The sequence below is a fragment of the Caballeronia sp. LZ062 genome (assembly GCF_031450785.1).
Lineage (GTDB): Bacteria > Pseudomonadota > Gammaproteobacteria > Burkholderiales > Burkholderiaceae > Caballeronia.
Genome location: NZ_JARTWB010000003.1, coordinates 241,285 through 268,284, shown reverse-complemented (window position 1 = coordinate 268,284; position 27,000 = coordinate 241,285). Strand labels below are relative to the sequence as shown.

Here is a 27,000-nt window from a genome sequence, read left to right as displayed (position 1 = left end):
CATCATGGAACAAATCGCCATCGAAAGACTGACAGGGCTGATTGCTTTCGCGCGGGCCGCGTCGCTGGGCAGTTACACGGCCGCCGCGCGTTCGCTGTCCGTTTCGCCATCGGCGATCAGCAAGAGCATCCAGCGTCTGGAGCAGCATTTCGGCCTCAGGCTGTTCAGCCGGACCACGCGTTCGCTCACGCTGACGCCGGAGGGGCGAGATCTTCTGGAGCGCACGCAACGCTTGTTGCGCGAGGCGGAAGGCATCGAACAAGGCGTCGCGGCTGCGCGCGCGGAGCCAGCGGGAACGCTCAAGGTGACGGCGCCGTTGCCCGTCGGCGTGAATATTCTCGCGCCGGCGTTGCCCGCGTTTCGCCGACAGCATCCGAGAGTGACCGTCGATGTGCGCCTGAGCGACCGCTACGTCGATCTGGTCGAGGAGGGCGTGGATGTTGCCATTCGAGTCGGCGATCCCGGCGACACGCGGTTGATCGCGCGTCGTCTTGCACCGCATCGGATCTGCGCGTTCGCGTCGCCCGGCTATGTGCAAGAGCGAGGCGTGCCGCAGCACCCGAACGATCTCTTGCAGCACGAGTGCGTGAACTTCAGATATCAGTCGACGGGGCAGGAGGCCGCGTGGCCATTCAGCGTGGGAGGCAAGCTCGTCGAGTTCACGCCTGCGTCGGCTTTGATCATCGACGTCAGCGATGCGATTGCCGCGACGTTGGCTGCCGGCGCCGGCATCGGAATTTCCACGACGTATATCGCGGCGCCTTACGTTCGACGGCGGGAGCTCGTACCGGTGCTGCATGAGTTCGCCTACGACCGATTTCATCTACATGCCGTGTGGCCCGAGAGCCGCCGCAGCAATCCGGCGGTAAAAGCGTTCGTCGGCTTCTTGCAGGACATCTGTCCGTCTCCCGCGCCTTGGGACGTTCTGGTCCGGGATCATGCTTCCTAACGCGTGCGCATTACCGGCGCTCGTCCCTCGTCGGATCGAACCGTTGCGCATGGCCGGGCTGTCGCGAAGGCGCCATCACGAAGTCAATGCGTTCTGGCTCTCGAATCCGGGTCGAGCCGAATGAACACTCGCGCGCGGGTCTCGTCGAATCGCCCGTCTAATGCAGCGTCATGCCCTTTGACGATTGCATTGGCGATATAAAGACCAAGGCCCAGCCCGCCCCGATTGTTGGATTTATCGATGGACCCGCTCTTGAAAGGATCGAGCAGCCTTTCGAATGAGACGCCTGGGCGCTCGCGGAGACAATTGCTCACCTCAACGACGTGAGTGGTCCCGTCCACCGACGTGGTCACTTCGATCGGCTGTGAGATGTCCCCGTGCTGGCGCGCATTGCTGATCAAGTTGGTCAGGGCCTGGCTGAACCTGTCCGGATCGATAAATGCATCGCCGATATCGTCGGTCAGGCGAGTCGATATCGTCACGCCCGGATGAGCCAGTTGATTCTGCTCTACGGTGCTCTCGATCACTTGTCGCAAGGAGACGAACTCTCGTTTAAGGCCCAGTCCGAGGCCCGAGCGGATGCGGCTCACATCCAAGATGTAGTTGATGAGCGATTGCATCCGTTGTGTCGAGCCTTCGACACGCCGAGCCGTATCGACTGATGACGCCAGGCCACGGCCCATCAGCAACATGGCCATGTTGATTGCTTGCAGGGGATTGCGCAAATCGTGGCCGAGCGTGGCGAGCAACGTGGTCTTGGCACGTTCGGCTTCCCGCATACGCTGCAGTGCGACGTCCTGAAGGATCGCCCGCAATTCACGCGCAGCACGAAGATTCGATTCATTCCAGGGACGGCAGGAGCCTGTGACGACCTGCTTCCACACTTCGAAGGAACCGCGAGGCGTCAGCCTCGGCCCGTTAGGGCCCTGCGCTACGACCTTCTCGGTGGGGCCGGCCCAGTTGATGGTCTCGACGAGTTCGTTGCGAACCCAAACGATCGCAACGGGCACGTCGCCTCCGACGTGAATGACGAGGCATCCGGCGGCTGCCCCGCCCTCGGTGCGAATGGGTTCCAGGTCGCTCAGATCGCGCGTCCACGACGCTGTTGCGAGCATGTCCTGTCGAGCGTCGACGACGCGCGTCACGAGCGAGACGATCGACTCGCGATGCGCTACTTCCGTCCCTTTGAGAGGCACCACCTCTTGATCGACTACGGCAAAGGCGTCGTCACAATCCACGAGCGCGACAATCGCCGGCGCAGCCGCGCTCAGACCCGCGATGAGATCGTCGGCTCGCGTGAGATCGAAGGCGACACGCTGCCCGAACTCCTGCGTCTGATGATCTTGCGAAAGGCGCAAGCGCGCTTGCGTCTGCGAGACAAGGATCGACACGACCTGCGTCAGGACCGTGCACGAGAGCCGCACTGCGTGCGATGCTCGATACGGTTGCATATGGTGACAAGCAAACAGTCCCCAAAGCTTGCCGTCGACAATGATGGAGACGCTCATGGACGCGCATACGCCCATGTTGCGCAGGTACTCGATATGAATCGTCGACACGCTTCTGAGCACGGAATGGCTCAAGTCGAACGGTGCGTTGGTGTCGGGATTGACAGCGGGAACGATAGGGACGGGCTTTGCCGTGACGGAAGCGATCTGGCGGATCGGATTGAGCGTGTAGAGACGACGAGCTTGTGCCGGAATGTCGCTCGCCGGATAGCGTTGATGCAAGTAAGGCGTCAGGTCGTCGCGCTTGGCCTCCGCAATCACTTCGCCGCTTCCGTCATCCATGAAGCGGTAGCCCATGACGCGGTCGAAGCCGGTCATGGCTCGGATTGCCTGCGCAGTCTCTTGCAGCAGGTCGGCGACATCGTCGTGCTGCTTTGCCTGCAGGCGCTGGATCGCTCTTTGACAATAGAGCGCGAACTGCGAGGCGTGCGGGGTATTCGGCGGCACCCGCTCGAACTCGACTACCAGAACGCCGCCGGAGCAGTGAATGACAAGGTCGAAGCAATCGCCGCCCGGAGAAAGCCATTCTGAACTCTCTGCCGCAGGAGGCGGGTGCTCGAGTGCATTTCGAATGGCTTTCCTCGCGCATTCGTCCAGATGAGATGCGTTCAGAGAGCGTCCGACAGCTGGAAGCGGACCGAGAAGTGACGGTGCGTTCTCACTCAGGGCGACAAGCTTCCCGTCGTTGGCGAAACATAGAAGGGCGCCGTGCGGCTGAATGTGTCCTAGGGCGTGTATAGGTTCTTGATCGCAGTTCGCAACGTTCTCTGGAAGCGTCGCGTTGTCCGACGGGATTTGTGTAGTCATTAGAGATTGAAAGAGGCGAGCGAATGGCCATTCGTTCGTCCCCACTCAGCTGAGCGCGTGTCCAAAGAAACCGGCCCCGCAACTTCTGTTCCGCATCCGCCGATCTTTATAAGAGCGTCTACGTCGTGACAGTTGACGGTGAGGGATTAGAGCGTCAACGCCTCAGTCTTGAAAGGTTTTTCGAACGTCGGTGTTAGCCGCGGAAGCGTCGTTTTTTTTGAGGTCGGCGGCAGACCGGCTTATCGGCATGTATCGGTAAGGTCACGAGGATAAACAGCTTGCGAAGAAGAATGCTCGACTCGTCGAAATTTTTTGTCCACGTAGTGTGGCAGAATTTCGCTACCGCAAGTGGAAACTGCCATGTCAGACGTTGTCTCAAACTTTACTGCGTTACCAAACGAGGCGTGCGCTTCTGAGCCTATTCACATTCCGGGCGGTATCCAGCCTCATGGGGTGTTGCTGTGTCTCGACGCGGCCGATCAGGTCGTGCAAGTCAGCGATAACGCCGAACGCTGGCTGGGCGCGCCCGTGCAGACGGTGCTCGGGAGTAGTCTCGCTGAGGTCATCGGCGAGGACGCTGCGGCGATGATCCGCGCGGCCCGGCGGCAACGGTCGGTCGAAGGTGCGCCATCCTACGCAGGCGCGATCGATCGCATCGGCAACGTCTCCTTGACCGAAGGTCCGCTTGCGGTCGTTGTCCATGAGCACAAGGGCGTGACCATCGTTGAGCTTGAACCTGCGGGCGGTACCGTCGATGTTTTCGCCTCGATGTACCCGCTCGTGCGAGGCTTCGTCAACGACCTTCAAGCGCAGGAGTCGATTGCCGAGTTATGCCAGTTGGCGTGCGACGAGATTCAGCGCATTACCGGTTTCGGCCGGACACTGGTGTATCGGTTCGACGAGCAAGGTCACGGTCACGTTCTCGCCGAAGCACTCGAATCGGGGTATCAGTCGTATCTCGGACAGCGCTTTCCGGCGTCCGATATTCCGTCGCAAGCACGCGACCTGTATCGACTGAATCGAATACGCCTGATTGCCGACGCGAATTACGTAGCGGCTCGCCTCGTCCCGGAACGCAATCCGCAAAGTGGGCAGCCGACAGACTTGACGTACGCGTCGCTGCGAAGCGTCTCGCCCGTGCACGTTCAATACATGAAGAACATGGGCACTTTGGCGTCCATGTCGATGTCCATTGTGGTGAACGGAGCGCTTTGGGGCTTGATTTCATGTCATCACGCGACGCCGAGGCTTCCGCCCTTCGAGGTTCGAACGGCTTGCGAGCACATTGCGCAGATTCTCTCGCTGCAAGTGGTCGCGCGCGAAGCGCAAGCGGAGTCGACCTATCGACTTCAGTTGCGTCACACGTTGAGCCGTCTTCTGGCTTCGATGGCTGATCGCGACAGCTTCGTGGACGCACTCGCTGAAGATGCCTCTTTGCTTGATTTCACTGCGTCTTCGGGCGCCGCGATCGTATTCGAAGGTCAGACGCGATTGATCGGCATCACGCCATCCGAAGATGAAGTCGATCGCCTAGTGAGTTGGCTCGACGCTCGCCCGGCTGAAGTCTTTGCAACAGATCATCTGGTGGCTGATTGCGATGTGTTAGAGCCGACCCCTGACTATGCGGGCTTCCTGGCGGTATCGATCTCCAAGGTGTTTCGCAACTATGTGATCTGGTTCCGCAAGGAGGTCGTCCGCACGATCGACTGGGCTGGGGATCCTCGCGCCAAACTGGTCGTGCTTCCTAGCGCTCATTCGCCGCGCAAGAGTTTCGAAAGCTGGACGGAGACGGTCCGGGATCGCACGTTGCCGTGGCGGCGAGCGGAGATTGAGATCGCCACTGAATTTCGCACCGCGATATTGGGGATCGTCTTGCGGCGAGCCGAAGAACTCGCTCAACTGGCGCTCGAACTGGGGCGCGCCAACAAGGAATTGGAGGGCTTCTCCTATACGGTGTCGCACGACCTGCGCGCCCCCTTGCGCCATATTTCGGGCTTTGCCGAGTTGATTGCGGACATCGGCGGGGAGCAGCTTCCGCCGCGAATCAAGGAGTACGTGGGGCGAATAAAGACGGCCGCGAGCTTCGGCGGCGAACTGGTGGATGATCTTCTGGCTTTTTCCCAGTTGGGACGCGCGTCGCTGAGACCTCAGGAAGTCGACGTTCATTCTTTGGTCATCGCGCTGGTGGGCGAGCAACAAGCCAATTCAGGCAACGCTCAGATCGACTGGAAAATCGGCACTCTGCCCTCGGTGCAAGCCGACCCGGTATTTTTCCAATTGGCGCTTCGCAGCCTGATTGAGAATGCAGTGAAATTCAGCGCGAAGCAGCCGGCTCCGACCATCGAGATCGGTGGGGAAGAGCTTCACGAGAGAGGCCGGTCATTCGTCCGGTACTTTGTGCGGGACAATGGTGTGGGCTTCGACATGCGCTACGTCGACAAGCTCTTTGGCATCTTCCAGCGGCTGCACAACGACAAACAGTTTCCCGGGACGGGCATTGGTTTGGCGACTGTGCAGCGTATCGCAGAGCGCCATGGCGGAGACGTCCGCGCTGAAGGTGCAGTAGGCAAGGGCGCTGAGATCTCGATCATGATTCCAGTCGAATTCAAGCCCGAGGCGGGCGCAAAATCGGAGACAGCCGCAGCAGCATTCGCGCGTCTCGCATCAACCGACGGCCGCGCTTGGGTTCAGGGCATACCGAAAGACAATCGCAGCGTGAAGGGCTAAGACAATGGCGCAACTGCGACCGATTCTCCTCGTTGAAGATAACGACAACGATATCGAACTCACCCTCGTGGCGCTGGAAAAAGCCAAAGTGGCCAATCCGGTCGATGTGGTGAGAGATGGTGTCGAGGCGCTGGAATACCTTCGTCGCGAAGGTCAGTGGAACTCGCGCAAAGACGAGCATCCCGTCGTCATTTTGCTGGACAAGAAGCTCCCGCGACTTGATGGCCACGATGTCTTGAAGCGCATCAAGAGCGACGATGAACTTCGCCACATTCCGGTCGTCATGTTGACTTCATCGCGCGAGGAAACGGATCTCACAAGAAGCTACGATCTGGGCGTCAACGCGTATGTGGTGAAACCGGTGAAGTTCAACGACTTCATGGATGCAATCCGCGATGTCGGCGGCTTTTGGGCTGTGCTCAACGAAGGACGGCCGCGAGGAGCGTCGACGGTTAAATGATTTCTACGCAACGTTCGCCAGTTCGTCGGGCAAGCGCAGCGGAAGCGTCACCTGGAAGACGCTTCCGCGCCCCGGGCCTTCGCTTTCCACGGCGACCGTTCCCTCATGCATGTTCACGAGGTTTCTAACGAGCCAAAGCCCGAGGCCCAGTCCGCCGATGCGACCCGCCACGTCGCTGCGAACCTGCTGGAAACGATCGAAGACCCGGGGGAGCGCGCTCGCCTCGATGCCACATCCCGTGTCCTGAACCGTGAAAACGGCATGGTCGCCGTGCTTCCGGAGCGCGACCGTGATGGTTCCTTCTTGCGTGAATTTGATTGCGTTTGACAGCAGGTTCCATACGACCTGCTTGAGGCGAGCCTCGTCTCCTGTCAACAGGCATGGTTCGAGTGCGCTAACAATACTGATGCCCTTGCGCTCTGCCTCCCACCTCATATCTCCTACGACCTCGTCGACCAAAACGTCGAAGGCGACGGGAACACGATTGACCGATAGCTTGCCGGATACTATGGCGCCGGTGTCGAGCAGGTCGTCGACCATCAAGCTAAGTTGCCGGGCGTTGCGTTGAAGCGCGCCCGCGGCTTGGTCCAGAAACGCCACATCGCGAGTCCGGGCCAAAAGGGCCGCCCACGATGTGATCGCGCTAAGCGGTGACCGGAGTTCGTGCGTCACGGCGCTCACGAAGTGATCCATCGCCAGTGCGTACCGGTCGCTCTCTTCACGCGCCTCGCGTTCAACGACGGTTTGGCGCTGCTGCTCGAGTTCAGCTCGCTTGCGCGCGGTAATGTCGATCGTGAAGCCAAGGATCGCCTTCAGCGTGCCGTCCGCCTCGAACTGTCCCTGTCCACGCACAAGCAACCACCGCTCTACAGGATGAACGGAAGTGACGCGATATTCGGTTTCGAAATGTCGCCGCTCGGCAAGCGCGCTCTCCATGCGCGACCGTGCTTCCGTTCTGAACTCGGGCGCGATCAGCTCCGTGAATAGCCGCTCTTCTGAAAGCGTATCGTCAGTAGTCAGGCCGAGGTTGATCTTGCATTGGTCGGTGCATGTAATCTCACCGGATATCGGGTCGAGTTCCCAAGCGCCCACTTTCGCGAATGCAAGCGCCACCGCGAACTGTTCCTGTTGGGCGCGCAACCGGGCCGCCGTTTCGTCCGCCACGATTTGACGCAACTGCGCTTGCGAGCGAAGCCTCGCCTTTTCCCGTTGCGTTGCTATCTCGCGTTCGGCACGTGCGGTCATATCGCTGACGCGGATGATGAGGAAAGTGCGATTCGATCCGCTATCGGCCGGCTGCTCAGGAATGCGACTGGCTTTGAATTTCCAGAAGCGCCGTCGCGGCTTGTCTTTCTCGACGGGCGGAAGATCGAAGCGAAAAGACTCAGTCGAGCAAGTTCGATCAATGCCCAGATTTTCCAAGATCTCGCTTAGCCAGGCGCTTCCGTGAGGCTCGTTCGCAAGCGCCGCGAATTCAGGCAATGCGTGGATTGCCTGACCGATTGTGTCTTCCGCAGAGCGATCGAACAGACGAAGGTATGTCCGATTGGCGAAGACAGCGACAGCGTCAGCGTCGAAGACAAGATAGGCGTCGGTCAATTGAGCAAACAGATAGCCAGGATCAACGCTGCCGGCAGAAATGCTAGTGTTGTTTTCGTTCATCGAATGCGATTTGCGAGGCAAGCGGATCCTAAACCGCCTTTCGACTGAGATTATCTCATCGCCGGCGCTTTCGCAGAAATTGCAAGCGGCGGGTGTAGATGCATATCTTCCTGAATTTCGCGTGCTAAGAGACAAGGTGTCGAGTCTACGAACATGCACAGGCGGAAAGACGCTCTGGCCCGCTTCGCCAAAACTCTCTGTATCGACATCCATCCGAACCCGACGGAGAGACTCACTGAATATCGGCGCGATTACCCCTTTGCACGCGTGTTGATCCGCGCACTGACGTTTCTACGTTTGCGCCGTCCTATTTTTGTCGATATGGCAGTGTAAGTCTGCGACCGGAGAAAGTTCTTTTCGCAAGCGTTTGCACGCTGTAGACACCTCCAGGTTGCTCGGAATCGAAGTGTTATTCACCTTTTGAAGAGCCGCGTATTGGACCGGCTACAGAGCGAGTACGGTCGTGCCGTTATGAGAGGTTAGAAATTTCCTACTCATGAATTGAGTCCTTTGCCAATGATTTTTAGCGACCACCGGCTGGCTTGCACTGCACGCATAGCGGTCCTCGGCTGCAGCATGCTGGCCTCGCTGCCCGCTTGGGCCGACGACTCGCCCAGCATGTTCACCTTGAGCGGCTTCGGCACGCTCGGCATGGCGCATTCGACGCTCGGCACCGCCGATTACATCGGCAGCTCGCTTCAGCCGAACGGCGCCGGCGCCACGCGCAAGTACGATTTTGAAAGCGATTCGAAACTGGGCGTTCAGCTTTCCGCGCACTTGACCGACAAACTGTCCGCCGTCATCCAGGTGCTCGCACAGCACGAGTACGACAACTCGTTCAAGCCGCGCCTGGAATGGGCCAATGTCAAATATGCATTCACGCCGGACTTCAGCGTGCGCGTGGGGCGCATCGAGTTGCCGACCTTCCTGAACTCGGAATATCGCAACGTCGGCTATGCCTTTCCCTGGGTGCGCCCGCCGGTCGAGATGTACAACACACAGCCGCTCACCAACAGCGACGGCGCGGACGTTTCATACCGCTTCGGCGCGCGCGGCGTGTCGAATACCGTGCGCGTGGCGTACGGCCACACCGTGTCGCATGTGAATCCCGGCGCTTTCCGGACCGAAGGAAAAGGCATTCTGAGCCTCGACGACACCGTGGAGGTCGGCAATTTCACCGGACACGCGGGCTACCAGCACGCGACCGTCAAGTTGCCGATGCTGCCGGACGAGCCGGTCAACGTCTACACAGTCGCCGCAAGCTACGACCCCGGCCGATGGTTCCTGCAAGCGGAACTTGCGCGCGTGACGACCGGGCAGGTCACTCCCGGCTATCTCAGCGGGTATGTGACGGGCGGCGTGCGCTACGCGAAAGCGACCTTCTATGCGACCTACGCGCAGGAGCACAGTCTCGATCATCCGGTCGCCATTCCCAATTACAACACCGGTCAGCGCGACGTCTCCGTCGGCGTGCGATGGGATGTGGTCAAGAACGTGGACCTGAAGGTGCAATTCGACCACGTCTGGCTGCCGTCCAACTCGACGGGCACCTACATCAACCAGCAGCCGGGCTATACCCTGGGAAGCGGAAGTAACGTCTTCTCGGCCGCGCTCGACTTCGTGTTCTGAGGAGCCGACATGCCGCTGCTCACACACGTCAAGTGCACCGCGATGGCCCTCTTGCTTGGTTTGTCCGCGTCGGCGGCCATGGCCGATGTGGTCGTCGTCGTATCGGCAAAGAATGCCGTGGCGTCGCTCACCGAGAACCAGGTCGCCGATATCTTCCTCGGGCGCACCGGCTACTTCCCATCGGGCGAGGAAGCCGTCCCGCTCGACCAGCCCGAAGATTCGGTGTTGCGCGCGGATTTCTATCGCGACTGCACCGGCAAGTCGGCATCGCAGTTGCGCGCTTACTGGTCGAAGCTGATCTTCACCGGCCGCGCGCAACCACCGCATGAACTCGCCGATGCCGCCGCGATCAAGCGCTACCTTCAATCCCGACCGCAAGCCATTGCTTACATCGACAAGAAAGATGTCGATGCGAGCGTGAAAGTGGTGCTGGCTCCGCGTCCCTGAGCCGCCGCTCATGATCGATCTCGACAAGATTCGCGCGGTTGCATCGCTCGTGGAAGGCGTCGGCGGACGCGCGTCGTTTGCTCCGTCGCCCGGTCCCACGGGTGGCGGCGAACGCAAGTCGCGCCGCGCGCTCGAAGCGCACGTGCTGATCCCGGTCTTCGCAGGCTTTCTGCTCGCGATCATCTGGACACTGGTGCTGCAATTCGTCCACACGCAGCATCAGGCCGCCGAAGTGGCGGCAGCCGAACTGAGCCGCGAACTCGCCGATACGTACGAGGCGCAGCTCGTGCGCAACCTCGCGACCATCGACCAGACGCTGCGCATCGTGCAGTTCGCATACGGCGCGAACGGCGCGAACAGTCTCGCGCGGCTGGAAGAACAGGGGCTGCTGCCGTCGTCGATCGTGTTCCGCATCGCCATCGCCGATGCAGACGGACGGGTCGTCGCGACGAATCGCCCGGGTATGACGAGCGATGCATCGGACGAAGCGTGGTTCGTCGCCCAGCGCGATCGCCCCTATGACGCGCGTGCGCCGTTCATGAGCCGCGTGGCGCAATCGGGCAAGGACGGTGCGCCCGAAGTGACGTTCAGCCGCCGGCTGCGTGACGCGAGCGGCCGCTTCGCCGGCGCGGTCATGCTGTCGTTCGATCCGGGCTATCTCACGAGCAACTACGATGCGGCGCGCATGGGCAAGCGCGGGCTGCTCGCCGTGCTCGGCCCGGACGATGTCGCGCGCGCGGAGCAGATCGGCGAGGCGTTGTCGTGGGGCAGGTCCTATGCCGGCGACGCGCTTGCCACGGTGCGCGACGCATCGCAACGTGCCATCGCGCGTCCGTGGGACCGCGGCACACGCCGCTACACGAGCGTGCGGGAGTTGCCCGGCTACGCGCTCACCGCTGTGGTCGGGCTCGATCAGGATGAACAACTCGCCGAATTCGGTCGACGCCGACGCACAGACTTTTTATGGACGGGCGCACTGAGTCTCGCGGTTATCGCGATCGCTGCCGCACTCAGCCGGTCGAGCTGGCAACTGGCGTTGAGCCGGCGGCGCGAACGGCAAGCCCAGCAGACTTACTTCGCCGCCTCCGAGGCCAGCATCGACGCGTTCCTGGTGTTCAAAGCGGTGCGCGGTCACGGCGGCGTCATCGACGACTTCGTCTTGCAGGCGACCAACCGGCGCGGCGTCGAAATTCTGGGCGTGCCGCGCGAGAAGCTGATCGGCAGTGCGCTCGACGAAGCCTTCGCCGGCGCGCGCGCCGATGGCGTGCTGGACGAGTTCGTTGCGGTCGCGAGCACGCTCGAAGTGCGCGAGCACGAGTGGCAGCAACGCCGCGCCGACGGGCAGACCGTATGGCTGCATCGGCAGGTCGTGCCGGTGGACGGCGGCGTGGTGGCCATCGTGCGCGATGTCAGTGCTCGCAAGTCGTCCGAGGCGCGTCGCGTCGAACAGAGCCGTATTCTGGAGATGATCGCGAAGAGCGTGCCGCTCGAGGAAGTGCTGGACCGCATCGTGCGCGGGCTGGAAGCGCAGATTTCCGGTGCGCGCTGCGCGGTGTTGCTGCGCGAGGGCGGCGGCCATCTGCTGCGCGTCGGGGCGGCGCCGAGTCTGCCCGAGACGTTTCACGACGCCGTGGCGCAAACGCGCATCAACGCGGAGGCGACTCTGAGCGGCAAGGCCATCTACACGCGTCAGCCGGTGTGCGTGCTGGACGTCGCGCGCGACGCTGCCGTGGCAAGCGAACTGGCGAGGGCCGGTCTCGCGGACGTGCGCTCGAGCTGGGCGTTCCCGGTGCTGTCGGCGGACGGCGCGGCCGTCGGCGAGGTGACGATCTACACGCAGGGCGTGCATCGCCCGAGCGAACTGGAATCGCAGGCCATTGCGCTCGCCACGCGCATCGCGGGCATCGCCATCCAGCGAAGCCTGGCTGAGGAGCGCATCCGCCACATGGCGAACCACGACTCGCTGACCGGACTGCCGAACCGCACGCTGCTGTCGGATCGGCTGAAGCAGGCGCTATTGCAGGCGCAGCGCTACGGGCGCGGCGTGACGACCATCTTCATCGACCTCGACAACTTCAAGCTCATCAACGACAGCCTCGGACATCGCGCTGGCGACGAACTGCTGCAGACGGTCGCCGAGCGCATGTCGAAGACGGTGCGCAGCACGGACACCGTCGTGCGGCTGGGAGGCGACGAGTTCGTGATCGTCCTCCTGGAGGACGATCAGAGCGGCACGGGCGTCGTCGAGACAGTCGAGCGGCTGCGCGAGGCAATTCTTCAGCCCGCGAAGCTGCAAGGGCAGAGCTATCAGGTGAGCTGCAGCCTCGGCTATGCGAGCTACCCGAACGACGGTCGGGACGCCGACACGCTGCTGATGAACGCGGACGCCGCCATGTATCACGCGAAGGAACAGGGGCGCAACAACTGCCAGGCCTACACCGCCGACATGAACCAGAAGGTTCACGAGCGCCTGCGGTATCAGGAACAGTTGCGTCACGCGCTCAGCAATGGCGAATTCCGTCTCGTCTATCAGCCGCAAGTCGATCTGGACATGCGCGCAATCAACGGGGTCGAGACTTTGCTGCGCTGGGATCATCCGACCGATGGCGTCATTGCGCCCTCGACGTTCATTCCGATTGCGGAAGAAACGGGGCTGATCCTGCCCATCGGCGACTGGGTGCTGCACGAGGCCTGCCGGCAGAACAAGGCGTGGCAGGACGAAGGACTGCCGCGCGTGACCGTGGCCGTCAACGTGTCGGCGCGACAGTTCCTGCAAAAGGGGCTCGCGCAGCAGGTTCAACATGCGCTCGACGAAAGCGGCCTTGCGCCTGAATATCTGGAACTGGAGATCACCGAGAGCGTCATCATGCAGGACCTCGACGGCGCTGTCGGGACGATGTGCGATCTGCAGGCGATGGGCGTGAAGCTCTCCATCGACGACTTCGGCACGGGCTATTCGAGCCTCTCGGCGCTCAAGCATTTTCCGATCGCACGCCTGAAGATAGACCAGTCATTCGTGCGCGAGCTGCCGGGCAGGGCCGACGACCGGGCGATCGTCATGGCGGTGATTTCGCTCGGGCGTCAGCTCGATCTCAAGGTCATTGCCGAGGGCGTCGAAAGCGATCAGCAGCTTGCATTCCTTCGCGAGAGTGCCTGCACGGAGATTCAGGGCTACCGATACAGCCGCCCGCTGACGCCGGATGCCATGAAAGCGTTATTGCAGCGGCCTTTTTCGTGGCCGGAAGAACAGCCGGAAACAAGCGAGGCTTGAAACCGTTCGTCGTCGATAGCGGTGTTCTTCGCCACGCTTTCGACCGACGAGCGCCTGTCGTCGTCCGGCCTGCAGGCGGTGGGCGAAGCAGCGGCGACACAATTCGCGAAATCGTCTTGCCACGTGGCGTGGTGCGACTCGCGCCGGCTTCGGCGAGCTTCCGGTTCCATGTTGAGAAGTCTCTCGGCGTCAAACCTGCGATAGCGCTTCATAGGCCTTTTCCGGTATGTCCGCGAGTCTTGACGGATGTACCTGGCCGCTCAGACCGTAGAACTTCTGAAAGTTCATAATCAGGGGCGACCACTTATCTGGATCGATCCGATTAGCGTGACCTTCCATCAGCAGATCAGGATGAACGTGAACGCGCTGAATCCGCACTTCGATCAAACTGATGAAGCCGCGCAGTTGTTCACTGTCTTCGCCGATGCCGTGAACTGCCGCAACGACGGCTTCCAGCTGGATCGGACACTCGAGCGCGCGCGCCGCCTTGACAGTGTCCGAGGCCAGTCTCGTCATTCCCGCGCGGCCGAACTTGTCGGGTTCATACACGTATCCCAGCGCGCGCCTGAATTCGGAGACGGGATACGCGCCCGTGGTCCGCGCGATGCGGTCCACAGCGCTTACCTCGTTGACGGAAGGAAGATTCAGTACACATTCGCCGGTGCGAAGAAGATTACGCGTGGTCTGCGATGCCGACGCAATACCCAGGACGCCCCGCCAGCCGAGCCAGAAAGCGGACGATATAGGCGCAAGGTTATGCCCGCCGTCTTCGTTGTTCGTGCTGACCAGAACAACGGGCGTTCCGAGGTAAAGAATGGCGGGTTCGACAACAACGTGAGGGCTATTCATGGCTTCATTGCTCCGTGAGTGAATGTGGCCATGATGCCGACTGCTTGCGCGCGATACGCCCCAATACTTGCTTTGTTATTGTTATCGATGAGTCTCGGGAAGCTAGAGAGCAGCCGTTAAACTGATTTGGCTCGTTTATGCGGGCGTGCCCTGCATGAATCTGTTTCCGAGGCCGGAGCCGGCCGTTAATGTCTCTGCCGACATCCACTCTTGTAGATCAGGCCGCGCCTCCTGCGTGGAGGAGGCAGCGGGGATGCGGCGTTGCGTCGAAGATCCACTTCAACTGGAGTTTCGTGCGGCGAATGCTCTGCGATTCATCTTCCGTCGTTAGAGCGCCGCAGTCACCGTGGGAACCTAGCGTTACCCCGCATGTGCGCGAAGGGCGTGCGCGCGTACGCTCTGGATACAGAATCCTCTCCACCGGAGCCAGAGCCGCGTGGCAACGCCGACAGACACTCATGAATCTTCCTAGCTTCCTAAGCGTGTCATACACCGGCGATGTCTTGACGCCCGAAATATCGAATTCGACCTTCAGCTTTATTCATTTGCGACGACCGCCACCATCCCTCGGTCGGTGGGTGTCGAGTTCTCACATTCCTTCGAACGCCCGCGCGGTAATGGAGAGATGTGGCCTCGATCTCGATACCGAAGGGCTGCTGCGCGTTCTGATCAAGTCACAGGCCACGGACGACTACGAAGCCGTATGGTTGCTTGCCCGCTCAGGAGCAAAGCTCGTCTCCATCGTCGTTCGCGACGCCCGCACACTCAGCGACTCGCGTCTATGCGCTGATCAGCGCCTCGCGGTAGAACAGGCAAAGCGTTATTGCGCAGAGTTCGCCTTTGTCTTCGTGCAGGCGCCTGCCGCACACCAGACCAGTCAGAGTAGTGATGCGGTAACGACGGCGCGACTCCAATTGACAGCGCCAGAATGCGCCCCGTATGCCTGCACCGAAGACGCCAGCATTCGCTTATGGCGTGCTTCGTTGACGACGGAGCAGTAGCGGCCTGCCTGGAAGGTACCTGCTGCGTGTCTCGCCACAATCGCTGATATCCTATCGGTATTCTGTATCCATACCGAGCCACTATGCCAGCCAAACTTCTCAAGATACAGGCCCGAACGGATTACGTCGACGAGGTTTATCGGGTGTTGTTGGACGCAATCAGCGAGGGGTCGATTGCGCCGGGTACTCGCATAGTCCAGGAAGAAATCGCCGAACAGCTCGCGGTTTCGCGCTCGCCCGTTCTGCAGGCATTCCGGCTCTTGAAGAAGGACGGTCTCGTTGAAGACGCACCGGGACGCGGGCTGCAGGTCACGCCGCTGGACAGCGCACGCGTGAGCCATTTGTACGAGTTCCGTGGTGCCCTCGACGGTCTGGCTGCACGGCTGGCTGCGAAGAAAAAGACTGTTCTGGACAAGTCCCTCATCAGCCATGGCCGCAAGGTGTCGAGGGGAGATGACGTCAAGGCGATGATCGAGGCCGATATGGCATTCCACAGCGCGATCTATGCCGCTTCGGGCAATCCATTGATTGTCGAAAACGCGCGGCTGCACTGGATGCATCTTCGGCGAGTGATGGGTGCGGTATTGCAGGTCGTGGGACAGCGTAAGACAGTGTGGGAGGAGCACGCAGCCATCGCTGCCGCAATCGCCGATGGCGATGAGGAACTCGCCGCCAAGCTCAGCGTCCGGCATACCGAAGTGGCTCGTGAAAACCTGTTGCGAGCGATGACCCAGGCAGAGATGCGCATCACATCGTGACCTGCTGAACCGTTACTGCACCAGAACGCTAGTCTTGGCCGCAGCGGCAATGCTGCGGCCCGTCTGCGCGGTCCCTCTGCGTCACGCCTGTCGTGGCAATGACCTCGCCGCCATCGCTTTGCTCGCCCGAGCGCATGTATCGTCTTCCATCTCGTCCCTTTGCGAACGCTTGCTCGACCGAGAGCAATGCTCGAAAGTCGACTTCGCGCTGAACTCCCATAGTCCGTCCCGCCAGACGCCGGCTGCCCCCGTGTTTACCCATAGAGACATCGAAACAAAGTAAGCCTACTCTTTGGATACAGAGTTCAGAACACAGAAGACAAGGCACGAGCCGGCGCGCAGGTACGGTTGCCGGCGATCGAAATCAATCACGGAGGCAAGAGACATGAGCGTCAAGTCGGACAAGATGGATGACCAGAAACGCACGGGCGGCTCGGTGCCGGTGGCCAAGAAGCTGATTCCGTTCGGCGGCTATTACACGAACAAGGTCCCGGACCATGATCCGGAATTGACCGAGACTGGCCCGGGGACGCCGATGGGCGAATTCATGCGCCGTTTCTGGCACCCGGTGTGCATGTCCATGGAACTGACCGATACGCCGCGTTTTCTCAAGATCCTCAATGAGGAACTCGTCGCGTTCCGTGACAAGAGTGGCCGTGTAGGCGTCTTGCATGCTCACTGCGTTCACCGCGGTGCCTCGCTGGAATACGGCGCTATTCAGGAAAAGGGCATCATGTGCTGCTATCACGGCATGGTGTTCGACGTGGACGGCACATGCCTGCACGTTCCCTTCCCGAAAGGAGAAGAAAAGGAAGCCGAGCGTTACGCTTGCTCCATCCGTCAGGGCGCCTACAAGGCGGTTGAGCGCAATGGCCTGGTCTTCGCCTATATGGGGCCGCCCGACGAGGAGCCGCCGTTCCCCGAGTGGGAGGGCGATTACACGGTTATGCCGGGCGATGAACTCGTCCCGTATAGCAACTTCCAGCATTGCAACTGGCTGCAAGTGCAGGACAACGCAGCAGACAACTATCATCCCACCGCGCTGCACGCCGGCAAGAACGTCGTCGGCGGTAACTATCAAGGCACCACGTTCGATGAGGTCGGCGCTGCTTCCATGGAAGTCGCCCCCGATATGAACTTCGTTCCGGTGCAGAACGGCCGCAGCCTTGCGTGCGCGGGTGCGCGTCGGGTCGATAAAGACAAGCTGTTTATTCGTGTCCAGCACCAGGTTCTGCCGAACCTTAGTCTGCATGCGTACACGTCGGAAGACGGCTCGAAGAAGAAGTACTTCAGCCGCTTTCACATCATTCGTTGGACCGTGCCGGTCGACGATGAGAACAGCAAGATGATCGGATGGCGGGTGATGGGTCCGGGCATTGATACGCGCGGAATCGGAAACAAGGAGATGGTCGGGTATGAAACCATCGACTTTCTCGAAGGTCAGGTCGCGATGCGCCGCCCCGAGCGGTTCGGCAAGTACAAGCTCGAGGACATGCCCCCGATTCCGTCGAACCACCGTGAGCGACACAACTACAAGGAATGCCAGTACGCGCCGGGCGACTACGAGGCCATTATCAGTCAACGTCCTATCGCGGTTCATGCGCTCGAGAACCCCACGCGCTTCGACGCGGGGCTGTATCAGTTCCGCAAGATGTTGCGCGATGCGGTTCGCGGCAGCAACCCGGCTGCGTCAGCTCGCGGTTTCGCCGAATGGTTCAGACAGTTGGGCGGCGCACCCAACAGCTTCTGCTCCGGCAATGTCTTCGAAATCGCAGAAGGCGCGACTGTCGAAGAAGAGGTCGCCCGGCGACGCAAGGTGCTGAAGTCCGTCGTTGAAATCCTGAATCAAAGCGAAAGCATGAAAGGCGAGGAGCGCGGTCAATTCGTTCGCAGCAAGTTTGCGGAGCTTGAACAGTCGCTGAAAGGCTGATTGAGTGCCGGCTGTCTTATCGCAGCGGCTAACACGCGCGTCGTGAGCCGTCCGGCCTCATCGCTTAACACTTGCGAGCAAGGAAATGACGATGGAAACACTATTGGAACGAGAAGAGGCCGTGCAGGACGTCGAAGCGGGAACGCTCGACGTCCGGGTACGCCAGATTCGATACGAGGGTCGTGGCATCAACTCGTATGAGTTGACGAGCTTGGTGGACCAGGAACTGCCGCCGTTCGAGGCGGGTGCTCACATCGACATTCACCTGAGCAGCGGCGCAATTCGCCAGTATTCGCTGTGCAATTCCCCGGCGGACCGTATGCGATACGTCATTGCCGTACTCAAGGACGAGAACGGTCGCGGCGGATCGCGAGCGGTGCATGAAGGGATACGCGCAGGCGACATCGTCAAGATAAGTCGTCCGCGTAACCACTTCGCTCTGGCTACTGACGCCACGAAGGTCATTCTGATTGCCGGCGGGATCGGTGTGACGCCGTTGAAGGCGATGGCTCACGAGCTGGAGGCGAGAGGCGTCGACTTCGAAATGCACTACTGCGCCCGTAGCCCGTCGGCTGCGGCGTTCAGCGACGAACTCAGGGCGATGCACGCCGCCGGAAGACTCAGCTACCACTTCGACGACGGCCTGGCTCACAACCAACTGGATTTGCGTGCACTACTTAGCCAGCCAGCACCGGGCACGCACGTGTACTACTGCGGCCCGGCGGGTTTCATGTCCGCATGCGCCGAGGCAGCGAGTCATTGGCCGAAGGGCACCGTTCACTTCGAGCACTTCAAGGCGCCCGAGCAGCCCAAGCGCGCGCCGGCCGAAACGGAAAGTACTGAAGGTTGCGAAGTAACCATTGCGAGCACGGGTCAAGTGCTTCACGTAGCGCCTGACCAGAGCCTGTGCGATGTGCTGAGCGAGAGTGGCGTTGACGTTCCGACGTCGTGTTGCGCTGGCCTGTGCGCGACATGCAAGGTCCGCTACCTGGAGGGCGAGGTCGAGCACAACGACTTCATCCTGAGCGACGAGGAACGCCAGGAGTTCCTGACCGTCTGTGTCTCGCGGCCAGTGAGCAAAACGTTGGTCCTGGACCTATAGAGCGACGCGTCACCAAGCCAGTCACTGCCGCAGCGGGCTTTCTCAACATCTTCAGGAACACGACATGGCGTGCTATGCGACGTTTGCACCCAGCGAGTATGCGAGAGACTTCGATCGCGAGAGCCGCGCAGCGGCGCACACCAAGCCGCGGCGGGGCCACAGCATCGCACCTGCGAGAGGCCGTTGGCATGACGCAAGCGACTCACTGGCAGACCGGTTGAAGGACCACAAATGGCGCACCGTTATGTCGATTCAATGAATGGGGATAAGGCATGACATCCAGCCTGCTCAAGATTCGCTCGCGACCGGATTATGTGGAGGAAGTCTATCAAGCGCTGGCGGATGCGATCTGCGACGGCTCGCTCGCTCCCGGCACACGCCTCACGCAAGAGGATATTGCCGAGCAACTCGCGGTATCACGCTCGCCGGTTCTTCAGGCGCTTCGCCTCTTGAAGAAAGACGGCCTGGTTCAAGACGCCCCGGGTAGAGGCGTGCTCGTCGCACCCTTGAACTCAGATTGGCTGAGTGACCTCTATGAAGTCCGCGCTACCCTCGATGCCTTGGCCGCGCGACTTGCCGCCACCAAGAAGGCCAGGTTGGACCCGCAGTTGTTTAGCCGCGGCAGGACGGCCTGGGCGTCTGGCAACGTGCGAGCCATGATAGATGCCGATATGGAGTTTCACTTCGCAGTGTACGCGGCGTCGGGCAACCAGCTAATCAGTGACACCGCCCGTGTGCATTGGGTTCACCTTCGACGCGTGATGGGTGCGAGCTTGCAGGTGTCCGGGCAGCGCGAGTCGATATGGGACGAGCACGCGGCAATCGCAAAGGCTATCGAGCGAGGAGACGCCAGCCTTGCGATGAGCTTGTCCGATGCGCACGCCAAAAGGGCTCAGGCGCATTTCATTGACGATATTGACCTCTTGCTGGGGGCGAACAATAGCCACGAAGACGTGCGTGTTGTCGACGAGGCTTTCGCCGGCTAAGGCTACGCTGCGACGAACGTAATGCATTTAGAACTACTACATGACTAGCTTACGACTAAGAGCTTCCCAATAGTTAGCGAGCGCTAAGTTGGCGCGACGTTTCATTCAACCATTGCAATTCAGGAGCCTACATGTCCACAGTTGCCGAGCCACAGGCAGAGTCCAAGCAAGATTCGATTCTCAAGCCGGGAAAGATTTCGATCTACGAACCCGAGCAGGAAGGGCTCGTATTTCCGACGATCCCTCAGTTCAAGGACGTTGCGGCACATCGCCAGTATTTGAAGGAGCGATTGGTCGCGGCTTGCCGTGCTTTCGCGCTTCAGGGATTCGACTACGGCTTTGCTGGTCACCTGACGGTCCGGGATCCGGAAAATCCCGGCCTGTACTGGACCAACCCGATGGCGGTTCACTTTTCCCAGGTGAAGCTGTCGAACCTCATATGTGCCGATCACAACGGCACTGTCGTTGAAGGAGAGTACGCAATCAACCGCGCGGGCTTCGTCCTTCACGCCGCGGTTCACGAGCAGCATCCGGACATCGTTGCAATGTGCCACGCTCATACCGTGTATGGGACCGCCTTCGCATCGCTCGGCAAGCCTCTGGCGCCGATCTCCCAGGACGCGGCCGCGTTCTTCGAAGATCACGTCGTGATTGGCGACGAGGCCGGCAAGGTGGCGGTCGAGGTCAAGGGTGGCAATAAGGTCGCGAATGCTTTCGCTGGCGTCAAGGCCGCGATTCATCAGAATCATGGCCTCTTGACCGCGAGCCGTCATAGCATCGATTCCGCCGCTTTCTGGTTCATCGCGCTGGAACGCTGCTGTCAACAGCAGTTGATGATCGAGGCCACTGGTATCACGCCCCGCGAAGTCACGCCGGAACGCGCCCGGTATAGCCGCGAGCACGTCGGCAGCGACTACATCGGATGGTTGCACTTCCAGACCATCTGGACGGACCTCGTCGCGACCCAACCTGACATGTTCGACTGAACACCGCTGTGACGGCAACCTGCGCGCCGTATGACTGCGCGCGCGCGGGATGCGACCCGGCGGAGAAGAGCACCTAACGCGCCCGCCGATACTGAAGGCTACCCAGGAGACACCAATTGAGTTCCCACAGCCCCGCCGTCTATGTAGAAGGTGCCGACACGTCCGTCTTTGCAAAAGCAACGTGGCGCCTCCTTCCTTTTCTTTTCGTCTGCTACCTGTTCGCGTATCTCGACCGTATCAACGTCGCATTTGCCAAGCTGCAGATGCTGAGCGATCTCGGCTTCAGCGAGGCGGTCTATGGGTTTGGCGCGAGCGTGTTCTTCGTCGGGTATCTTCTTTTCGAAGTTCCAAGCAACCTCTTATTGCTTCGCGTCGGTCCTCGGCGTTGGATAGCGCGCATCATGGTGACCTGGGGGTTGATCTCTGCCGGCATGATGTTTGTCAGGACCCCCACGACGTTCTACATCATGCGTTTCCTGCTGGGTGTCGCCGAGGCAGGCTTCTTCCCGGCCATTGTGCTCTACCTTACCTATTGGTTTCCGCCGTCACGCCGGTCTAAAGTCACTGCTCTGTTTCTGACAGGCATTCCGATGTCGGGCGTCATCGGCGGTCCGCTCTCCGGCTGGATCATGACCGCGTTCAACGGGTCGCACGGGTTCGCTGGCTGGCAATGGTTGTTTCTGATGGAAGGCATCCCTACCGCGCTTCTCGGTGTCGCGGCGTTTTTCTATCTGGACGACAAGGTACGCGACGCGAAGTGGCTGAGCGAAGGACAGAAGGATTTCCTGGAGCAGTCACTCACCGATGAAGCGTCGTCGAACGCGCTTCACTCCGTGCGCGATGGACTGCTCAATCCGAAGGTACTGCTGGTCAGCACCATTTACTTCTTCTACACGATGGGTTTGTACGGTGTCAGCTTCTGGCTTCCGACGTTAATCAAGTCCAGCGGCGTCTCGGACCCGTTCAATGTGGGGCTTCTGACGTCTGTTCCCTATGCAGCGGGCGCAGTGGCGATGGTCTTCGTCAGTAGCAGCTCTGACAGGACAGGTGAACGTCGTTGGCACCTCATCGTCCCGGGACTCGTCGGCGCGTTCGGCCTCGCATTGAGCGTTTGGTTCGCGAATTCGACGTTGCTGGCTATGGTCGCGCTCACGCTGGGCACGATGGGCGTCATGACGACCATCTCGCAGTTCTGGGTTTTGCCTCCCGCTTTCCTCGGCGGTGCAGCCGCTGCGGCAGGACTCGCCCTCGCGAACTCGGTAGGAAGCATCTCGGGGGTAGTCAGCCCATCGTTGATCGGTGTGATCAAAACGGCCACTGGGTCCGCAGGAGCTGGTGTGCTTGGGCTCTCCGTGAGTCTGGTAGTCGGCGGCGTCCTGGTCTTGCTGGTTCCTGCAACACTGGTGAACGTCCGGCGGAAATAGCCTAGCTTGCTGAAAGGCTCGTCGGGGACTGCAGTTGCTTCGCCGGCAGTTGCGGTATGGCAAGGGGTAATGCGTGCGTTCGTCGCTTGCGACGCGCCGGACGCACGCGCAGAGCACCATTATGCTAGTTGCCTGAGCGTCGGCTTGAAAGGCAGTAACCGCTCGGCGCAGGCCATCATCGGCGAGCTTGAGTTCAGTGGATCGGCTAACTCGGGTCACTCGCTGGGCGGCCCCAAGCGTCGGTTCAATGGCCGCTTCGGCTTCACGTCGAGTAGCTCGACTTGCCCTCGAGCGCTTCATGTAAAGCGACATGCGTCATGCCAGTGCTTCGCCCGGCGGAATCGACAGCGAACTCCTGCTTTTCGTGGCGTCTGCCCGAGCCGATGCGTATGCCAGGCGGTACGGGCACCCTGCTCGAACGTCGCCACGCGTAGTGTCGATGGCGGACTGAAGAAGCTCTGCTCAGGCACCGCCAACGACACAACAGGTCTGAGCTTACATAAGCATCAGGCATCGTTCGGCCGCGATCTCCACCAACGCACCGAGCCAGCTGCGCGATAAGCAGTTCGGTCAGCGCGCAGAGTAGGGCGACGGCCCGGTGCATCAGCTAGATCATCATCGTTTCTTGTCGTCTACCGTCGCCCGCTGTTCACGCGGCGCCTTCGTGCCGGGCGAACGCAAGAGCCGACGTATCCCTGAGACATAGTGTTCCCTGCCTGCGGGCAAGCCCGTCATTCTGCGCCGGCGGCCGGGCAGCAGGATGCATGCAACGGCCAGCATGGACATCGCGACCACGATCACGAACAGAACGGTGGCCATAATCAGCAAGATCTCCATACCGCCTCGCGCAGATCGACCCCATTCCCGGAGAGCACGGCACGGCTCTGCCGCATTCTGTTTCTCAGAACGATTGGTGATCCTAACGGTATCTTGCCCGAAGCGACATAAACGTCGCGCGTCGGCTTGGATGATGTGAAAGGATCAGGACGATGCGATGGAGGCGGTCCCTCCCGGCTTCAGCGCGAAATCGTTGACGGCGCCGGCTGACCCGTAAGGGCTGCACCGATGTGATGGCTCGTTCGCAAACTAACGTCTGCTGGATGCAACGGGCTTCGTGGTCGGAGACGGTTTTCACTTCGCTAGACTCCTTATGTCCGACTAAAAACGAATCCGTTCGCCTCGCGTGGAAAGAGCGACTCGTGCCGACTGATGCGACCGATGAAGTTCGGCTGTGAGATCGCAGTGACACGCGGTGCGCGAGCCCTGCTTATGACGTGGGCCATCATTGTTTACGCCAGATTAGGATAGGAATACAGAATGTCAAAGCCGGCGGCGACAGAGAGCTGCGGTGTCTGTGGCGGAGGCGTCGACTTCTATCTTTTATGCTGCGGTGCGCGGTGCGTTTTGCTAACCGTTGCCGGCCCAGGTTCGAGTGACGTCACAGCGAGCTTGATCATCCCGCAAGCAGCCATCGGACGAGGACAGGGATGCAAATCGTTGCCCACGTCGATACGCAGACGAGCAGCGAAAGCGTGACCGCAGCGCTCGCGCAGTCTTTCGCTCGGGCGGACAGTTCGTGCCGTTCGAGAGAGATGCGATCGATCGCGGCCTCGATACTTGAATTGATCAGTTCTACGATCAATACCAGCAAAACCGTAATCGCAAGAAGAAGCCGCTGAATGGCCGTAATGTCCAGGGCGACGATGAGCGGCGTGAAGACTGCGAATAAGCTGACCTCCTGGCGAAACGAGACCTCTTCTCGCCAGGCAGACTTGAACCCGGCGATCGAGTTGCGCAACGCAAACAAGCCTCGCAGCGGACCGGTCATTTTTGCACTCACGTAGTCGCCGTCATTGGGCGCCCGTCGCGGCTTGCGCGTCGGCTTCGAATCGGTCGGTTCGGTTTGCATGATCGTTCGTCAAGCTTATGAAGTGGGGCGCTCACCGCTTAGGATTACCAATGCATCATGCCTCGCAAGCGGACTAAGAGTACAGCGTTTCCACTTCTTTTTGACAGGCGTGTGAAACTAAATGGCATTTCGCGAAGCTGTGTGCGGAGACGCACATAGCCGTCTTTCGCGGATTAATAAAGTCCCTCCAGCAATACATGGTTCGAAGAACGAATGAACAGCCGCTAACGTAGGAAGAAACGGTGGCTTTCATGAGGAATGGCCAACGAGGTGCGCTGGGGTTAGCGATGCTAACGATCGTAGGAATGATGCGGTGGGGCGCCTGCAAGGCGGGCGCGCGCGGTCGCGACGCATTTTGCTGCTGCGCGGGCTGGTCGCTCGTCGAAAAGGCGCTGCAACGCGCAATCGCTGGCTTGATGCTCTGCGCATTGTCGGCGGCGCTTCTGCCACAGGGCGCGCTCGCGGCGGCAGTTCCTGCGCAGGCGTCGCCCGGAATGGCAGACTCCCCGGGCGATGGCAAGGTTCACATTCCGTTCTCGGCGCTCGGGGCGTATCGAACGCTCAGCCTGCGCGGACTCGAAGACATTCGCACAGTCAATGTCGGCGTACGACGAGATCGCCTCGTCAAGGCGGCGCGACTGCATCTCGTATATTCGTATTCTCCCGCACTGCTGTTTTCCATGTCGCATCTCAAAGTGTCCGTCAACGATCAGGTCGTGGCGACATTGCGCTTTACTGCCGAAGCGGCGGGCCGCACGGTCACACAGGACATCGACATCGATCCGCGCCTGATGACGGACTACAGCGCGCTGCAACTCAAGCTGATTGCGCATTACTCGATGGATCATTGCGAGGATCCCGGCAACACGGGCCTTTGGGCCGACGTGAGTTCGAGCAGCGAGATCGTCCTCGATGAAGCGCCCATTGCGCTGCCGAACGAACTCGCCCTGTTGCCGGCGCCATTCTTCGATGAGCACGACGTCAACCCGCTGCGTCTCACTTTCGTTTTGCCGCTGAATGCGAGCGATGCCACGCTGCGCACGGCCGCGGTAATTGCATCGTCGTTCGGATCACTCGCGGATTACCGCCAGGCGCGCTTCTCCGTCGCGCCGGATCTGCCGAAAGATCAGAATGCCGTGCTCGTCGCCCCCTTGGACGAGTTGCCGCCGGCTGTCCGTCCGGTCGGCGTGAGCGGCCCCGCGCTCGTGATCAGCGACAACCCCGTTGCTCCTGGCCGCAAGCTGCTGATCGTCACTGGTGCGAATGCGCAGGATGTCGACAGCGCCGCCTATGCGCTCGTGTTGCGTCAGCCCGGCTTATCGGGGCCGATGGCGAACGTCGGCCGGCGAGATCCCGAGCCGGAGCGCAAGCCCTACGATGCACCACGTTTGACGCCGGTCGACCGGCCCGTGCGCTTCGCGGAGGTCGTCAAGCGTCCCGAGCAATTGCAATCGCTCGGCGGTACGCCCGAGACGATCAGCCTGGAATTGCACGTCCCCGTTGACCTCACGTCGTGGAACGATGTCGGCGCGCCGCTCGACGTGCACTACCGCTATACCTCGCCGAGCGTGAAGAACAACTCGGCGCTGTCCATCGAGATGAACAGGCAACTGATCAAGTCGTATCGCCTCACGCCGAATGGCGAAGCCGGCGGCGCGAATTCACCGGGCGCGCGCAGCTCGACGGCCGAGCTCGAAGTCCCCGCGTATCAACTGGTCGGCTCGAACCAGCTCGACTTCCGCTTCAACCTCGACTCCGAAAGGAGCACCGTGTGTGCGGGGGCCGCGGGCAATCCCGCCCGCGCGTCGATCGAGCCGGATTCGACGATCGACTTCAGCCGCTTTGTCCACTACGCCTCCATGCCCAACCTCGCATACTTCGCTAACAGCGGCTTTCCGTTCACGCGCATGGCCGACCTGTCGCAGACAGTGGTGGTCGTGCCCGCACGTCCCGCGCCCTACGAACTCGAAACCATGCTTACGATGCTCGGCCGCATCGGCAGATGGACCGGCTATCCGGCGTTGCGCGTCGAGGTCGCGCGGCCATCGGAGAGCGCGCGTCTTGCGGACAAGGACGTACTGTTGATCGGCGGCTCGCCCGCGGCGCCGCTCGTCAGGACCTGGAGCGGTTCCATCCCGCTCGCCGTCGATGCCCGGTCAGCAGACGTCAAACGCGTCGGCTTTGCGAAGGCCGACGCGCCGCAGGCGGGCAGCGGCGCGCTGCGGCTCAACTCGGATGCCGCGCTTGCGGCGGTGTACGGGTTCCAGTCGCCGGTGGCCAGCGGACGCTCCGTCGTCGCGCTGGTGGCGAGCGACGCGACCCGTGCCCGCCAACTGCTCGACGCATTCGACGATCCCGAGCGCGTCGGGCTGATCCGCGACGACGTCGCCTTGGTTCAGGGCGACGTCGTAGAGAGCGCGCGCATCGGCGAACGCTATGCGGTCGGGCAGATACCGTGGCGTGACCGCGTGCTGGGCCTGGCGTCGCGGCATCCGGTGCTCCTCGGCGTGCTCGGCGTGTTTGCCGGGCTGCTGCTCGCCGTCGGTGCCTTCAACTTCCTCCAGCGCCTCGCGCAGCGTCGACAGGGCTTCTAGC

At 60.9% G+C, this 27,000-nt stretch carries 19 protein-coding genes; 14 read left to right on the top strand and 5 right to left on the bottom strand.

The window, feature by feature from the left end:
- The first annotated feature begins 4 nt into the window (after positions 1 to 4).
- Positions 5 to 949: a LysR family transcriptional regulator gene (locus tag P9239_RS21355; protein ID WP_309754589.1), complete on the top strand. Its 945-nt coding sequence runs from the start codon at positions 5 to 7 to the stop codon at positions 947 to 949.
- Between the two features lie 83 nt (positions 950 to 1,032).
- Here the strand turns inward: P9239_RS21355 and P9239_RS21350 are convergent, their stop codons facing one another.
- Positions 1,033 to 3,264 (bottom strand): GAF domain-containing protein, encoded by a 2,232-nt coding sequence (locus tag P9239_RS21350; RefSeq protein WP_309754587.1) that lies wholly within the window; start codon positions 3,262 to 3,264, stop codon positions 1,033 to 1,035.
- Positions 3,265 to 3,624: 360 nt separating this feature from the next.
- On the opposite strand from P9239_RS21350, the gene P9239_RS21345 reads away from it, so the two are divergent.
- Together P9239_RS21345 and P9239_RS21340 are read left to right on the top strand one after the other, a co-directional pair.
- Positions 3,625 to 5,991, top strand: coding sequence for an ATP-binding protein (locus P9239_RS21345; protein ID WP_309754585.1), 2,367 nt, complete (start codon positions 3,625 to 3,627; stop codon positions 5,989 to 5,991).
- A gap of 4 nt (positions 5,992 to 5,995) precedes the next feature.
- Positions 5,996 to 6,451: a response regulator gene (locus P9239_RS21340; protein WP_309754582.1), complete on the top strand. Its 456-nt coding sequence runs from the start codon at positions 5,996 to 5,998 to the stop codon at positions 6,449 to 6,451.
- A gap of 3 nt (positions 6,452 to 6,454) precedes the next feature.
- Here P9239_RS21340 and P9239_RS21335 read toward each other — a convergent pair whose 3' ends face one another.
- The gene (locus tag P9239_RS21335) at positions 6,455 to 8,113 is read right to left on the bottom strand and encodes a PAS domain-containing sensor histidine kinase (protein WP_309754581.1); all 1,659 of its coding nucleotides are present in this window, start codon (positions 8,111 to 8,113) and stop codon (positions 6,455 to 6,457) included.
- 618 nt (positions 8,114 to 8,731) lie between these two features.
- Between P9239_RS21335 and P9239_RS21330 the strand changes: the two genes are divergently transcribed.
- The 3 genes from P9239_RS21330 to P9239_RS21320 are packed head-to-tail and all read left to right on the top strand — an operon-like array spanning position 8,732 to position 13,460.
- A complete protein-coding gene (locus P9239_RS21330) occupies positions 8,732 to 9,742 on the top strand; it encodes a hypothetical protein (RefSeq protein WP_309754579.1) in 1,011 nt (336 codons plus the stop codon).
- 9 nt (positions 9,743 to 9,751) lie between these two features.
- Positions 9,752 to 10,189, top strand: a complete 438-nt coding sequence (locus tag P9239_RS21325) for a phosphate ABC transporter substrate-binding protein (RefSeq protein ID WP_309754577.1) — start codon at positions 9,752 to 9,754, stop codon at positions 10,187 to 10,189.
- 10 nt (positions 10,190 to 10,199) lie between these two features.
- On the top strand, positions 10,200 to 13,460 hold the full coding sequence (locus P9239_RS21320; protein WP_309754575.1) for an EAL domain-containing protein: 3,261 nt from the start codon (positions 10,200 to 10,202) through the stop codon (positions 13,458 to 13,460).
- A gap of 189 nt (positions 13,461 to 13,649) precedes the next feature.
- Here P9239_RS21320 and P9239_RS21315 read toward each other — a convergent pair whose 3' ends face one another.
- A complete protein-coding gene (locus tag P9239_RS21315) occupies positions 13,650 to 14,309 on the bottom strand; it encodes a flavin reductase family protein (protein ID WP_309754573.1) in 660 nt (219 codons plus the stop codon).
- Between the two features lie 458 nt (positions 14,310 to 14,767).
- Here P9239_RS21315 and P9239_RS21310 point away from each other — a divergent pair, with 458 nt between their 5' ends.
- From P9239_RS21310 to P9239_RS21280, 7 genes are all read left to right on the top strand, one after another.
- Positions 14,768 to 15,310, top strand: coding sequence for a hypothetical protein (locus P9239_RS21310; RefSeq protein WP_309754571.1), 543 nt, complete (start codon positions 14,768 to 14,770; stop codon positions 15,308 to 15,310).
- An 83-nt stretch (positions 15,311 to 15,393) separates the two neighbouring features.
- Positions 15,394 to 16,068 (top strand): GntR family transcriptional regulator, encoded by a 675-nt coding sequence (locus P9239_RS21305; protein ID WP_309754569.1) that lies wholly within the window; start codon positions 15,394 to 15,396, stop codon positions 16,066 to 16,068.
- A 385-nt stretch (positions 16,069 to 16,453) separates the two neighbouring features.
- The gene (locus P9239_RS21300) at positions 16,454 to 17,998 is read left to right on the top strand and encodes a Rieske 2Fe-2S domain-containing protein (RefSeq protein WP_309754567.1); all 1,545 of its coding nucleotides are present in this window, start codon (positions 16,454 to 16,456) and stop codon (positions 17,996 to 17,998) included.
- A gap of 91 nt (positions 17,999 to 18,089) precedes the next feature.
- A complete protein-coding gene (locus P9239_RS21295; RefSeq protein ID WP_309754565.1) occupies positions 18,090 to 19,100 on the top strand; it encodes a PDR/VanB family oxidoreductase in 1,011 nt (336 codons plus the stop codon).
- A 272-nt stretch (positions 19,101 to 19,372) separates the two neighbouring features.
- The gene (locus P9239_RS21290) at positions 19,373 to 20,086 is read left to right on the top strand and encodes a GntR family transcriptional regulator (protein WP_309754564.1); all 714 of its coding nucleotides are present in this window, start codon (positions 19,373 to 19,375) and stop codon (positions 20,084 to 20,086) included.
- A 131-nt stretch (positions 20,087 to 20,217) separates the two neighbouring features.
- The gene (locus tag P9239_RS21285) at positions 20,218 to 21,072 is read left to right on the top strand and encodes a class II aldolase/adducin family protein (RefSeq protein ID WP_309754562.1); all 855 of its coding nucleotides are present in this window, start codon (positions 20,218 to 20,220) and stop codon (positions 21,070 to 21,072) included.
- Positions 21,073 to 21,188: 116 nt separating this feature from the next.
- A complete protein-coding gene (locus tag P9239_RS21280; RefSeq protein WP_309754560.1) occupies positions 21,189 to 22,496 on the top strand; it encodes an MFS transporter in 1,308 nt (435 codons plus the stop codon).
- A gap of 615 nt (positions 22,497 to 23,111) precedes the next feature.
- Here the strand turns inward: P9239_RS21280 and P9239_RS21275 are convergent.
- Both P9239_RS21275 and P9239_RS21270 read right to left on the bottom strand, forming a co-directional pair.
- The gene (locus tag P9239_RS21275) at positions 23,112 to 23,333 is read right to left on the bottom strand and encodes a hypothetical protein (protein ID WP_309754559.1); all 222 of its coding nucleotides are present in this window, start codon (positions 23,331 to 23,333) and stop codon (positions 23,112 to 23,114) included.
- Positions 23,334 to 23,949: 616 nt separating this feature from the next.
- The gene (locus tag P9239_RS21270; protein WP_309754557.1) at positions 23,950 to 24,405 is read right to left on the bottom strand and encodes a diacylglycerol kinase; all 456 of its coding nucleotides are present in this window, start codon (positions 24,403 to 24,405) and stop codon (positions 23,950 to 23,952) included.
- Between the two features lie 494 nt (positions 24,406 to 24,899).
- On the opposite strand from P9239_RS21270, the gene bcsB reads away from it, so the two are divergent.
- The gene (gene bcsB / locus P9239_RS21265; RefSeq protein ID WP_309754555.1) at positions 24,900 to 26,999 is read left to right on the top strand and encodes a cellulose biosynthesis cyclic di-GMP-binding regulatory protein BcsB; all 2,100 of its coding nucleotides are present in this window, start codon (positions 24,900 to 24,902) and stop codon (positions 26,997 to 26,999) included.
- The last annotated feature ends 1 nt before the right edge of the window (position 27,000 follow it).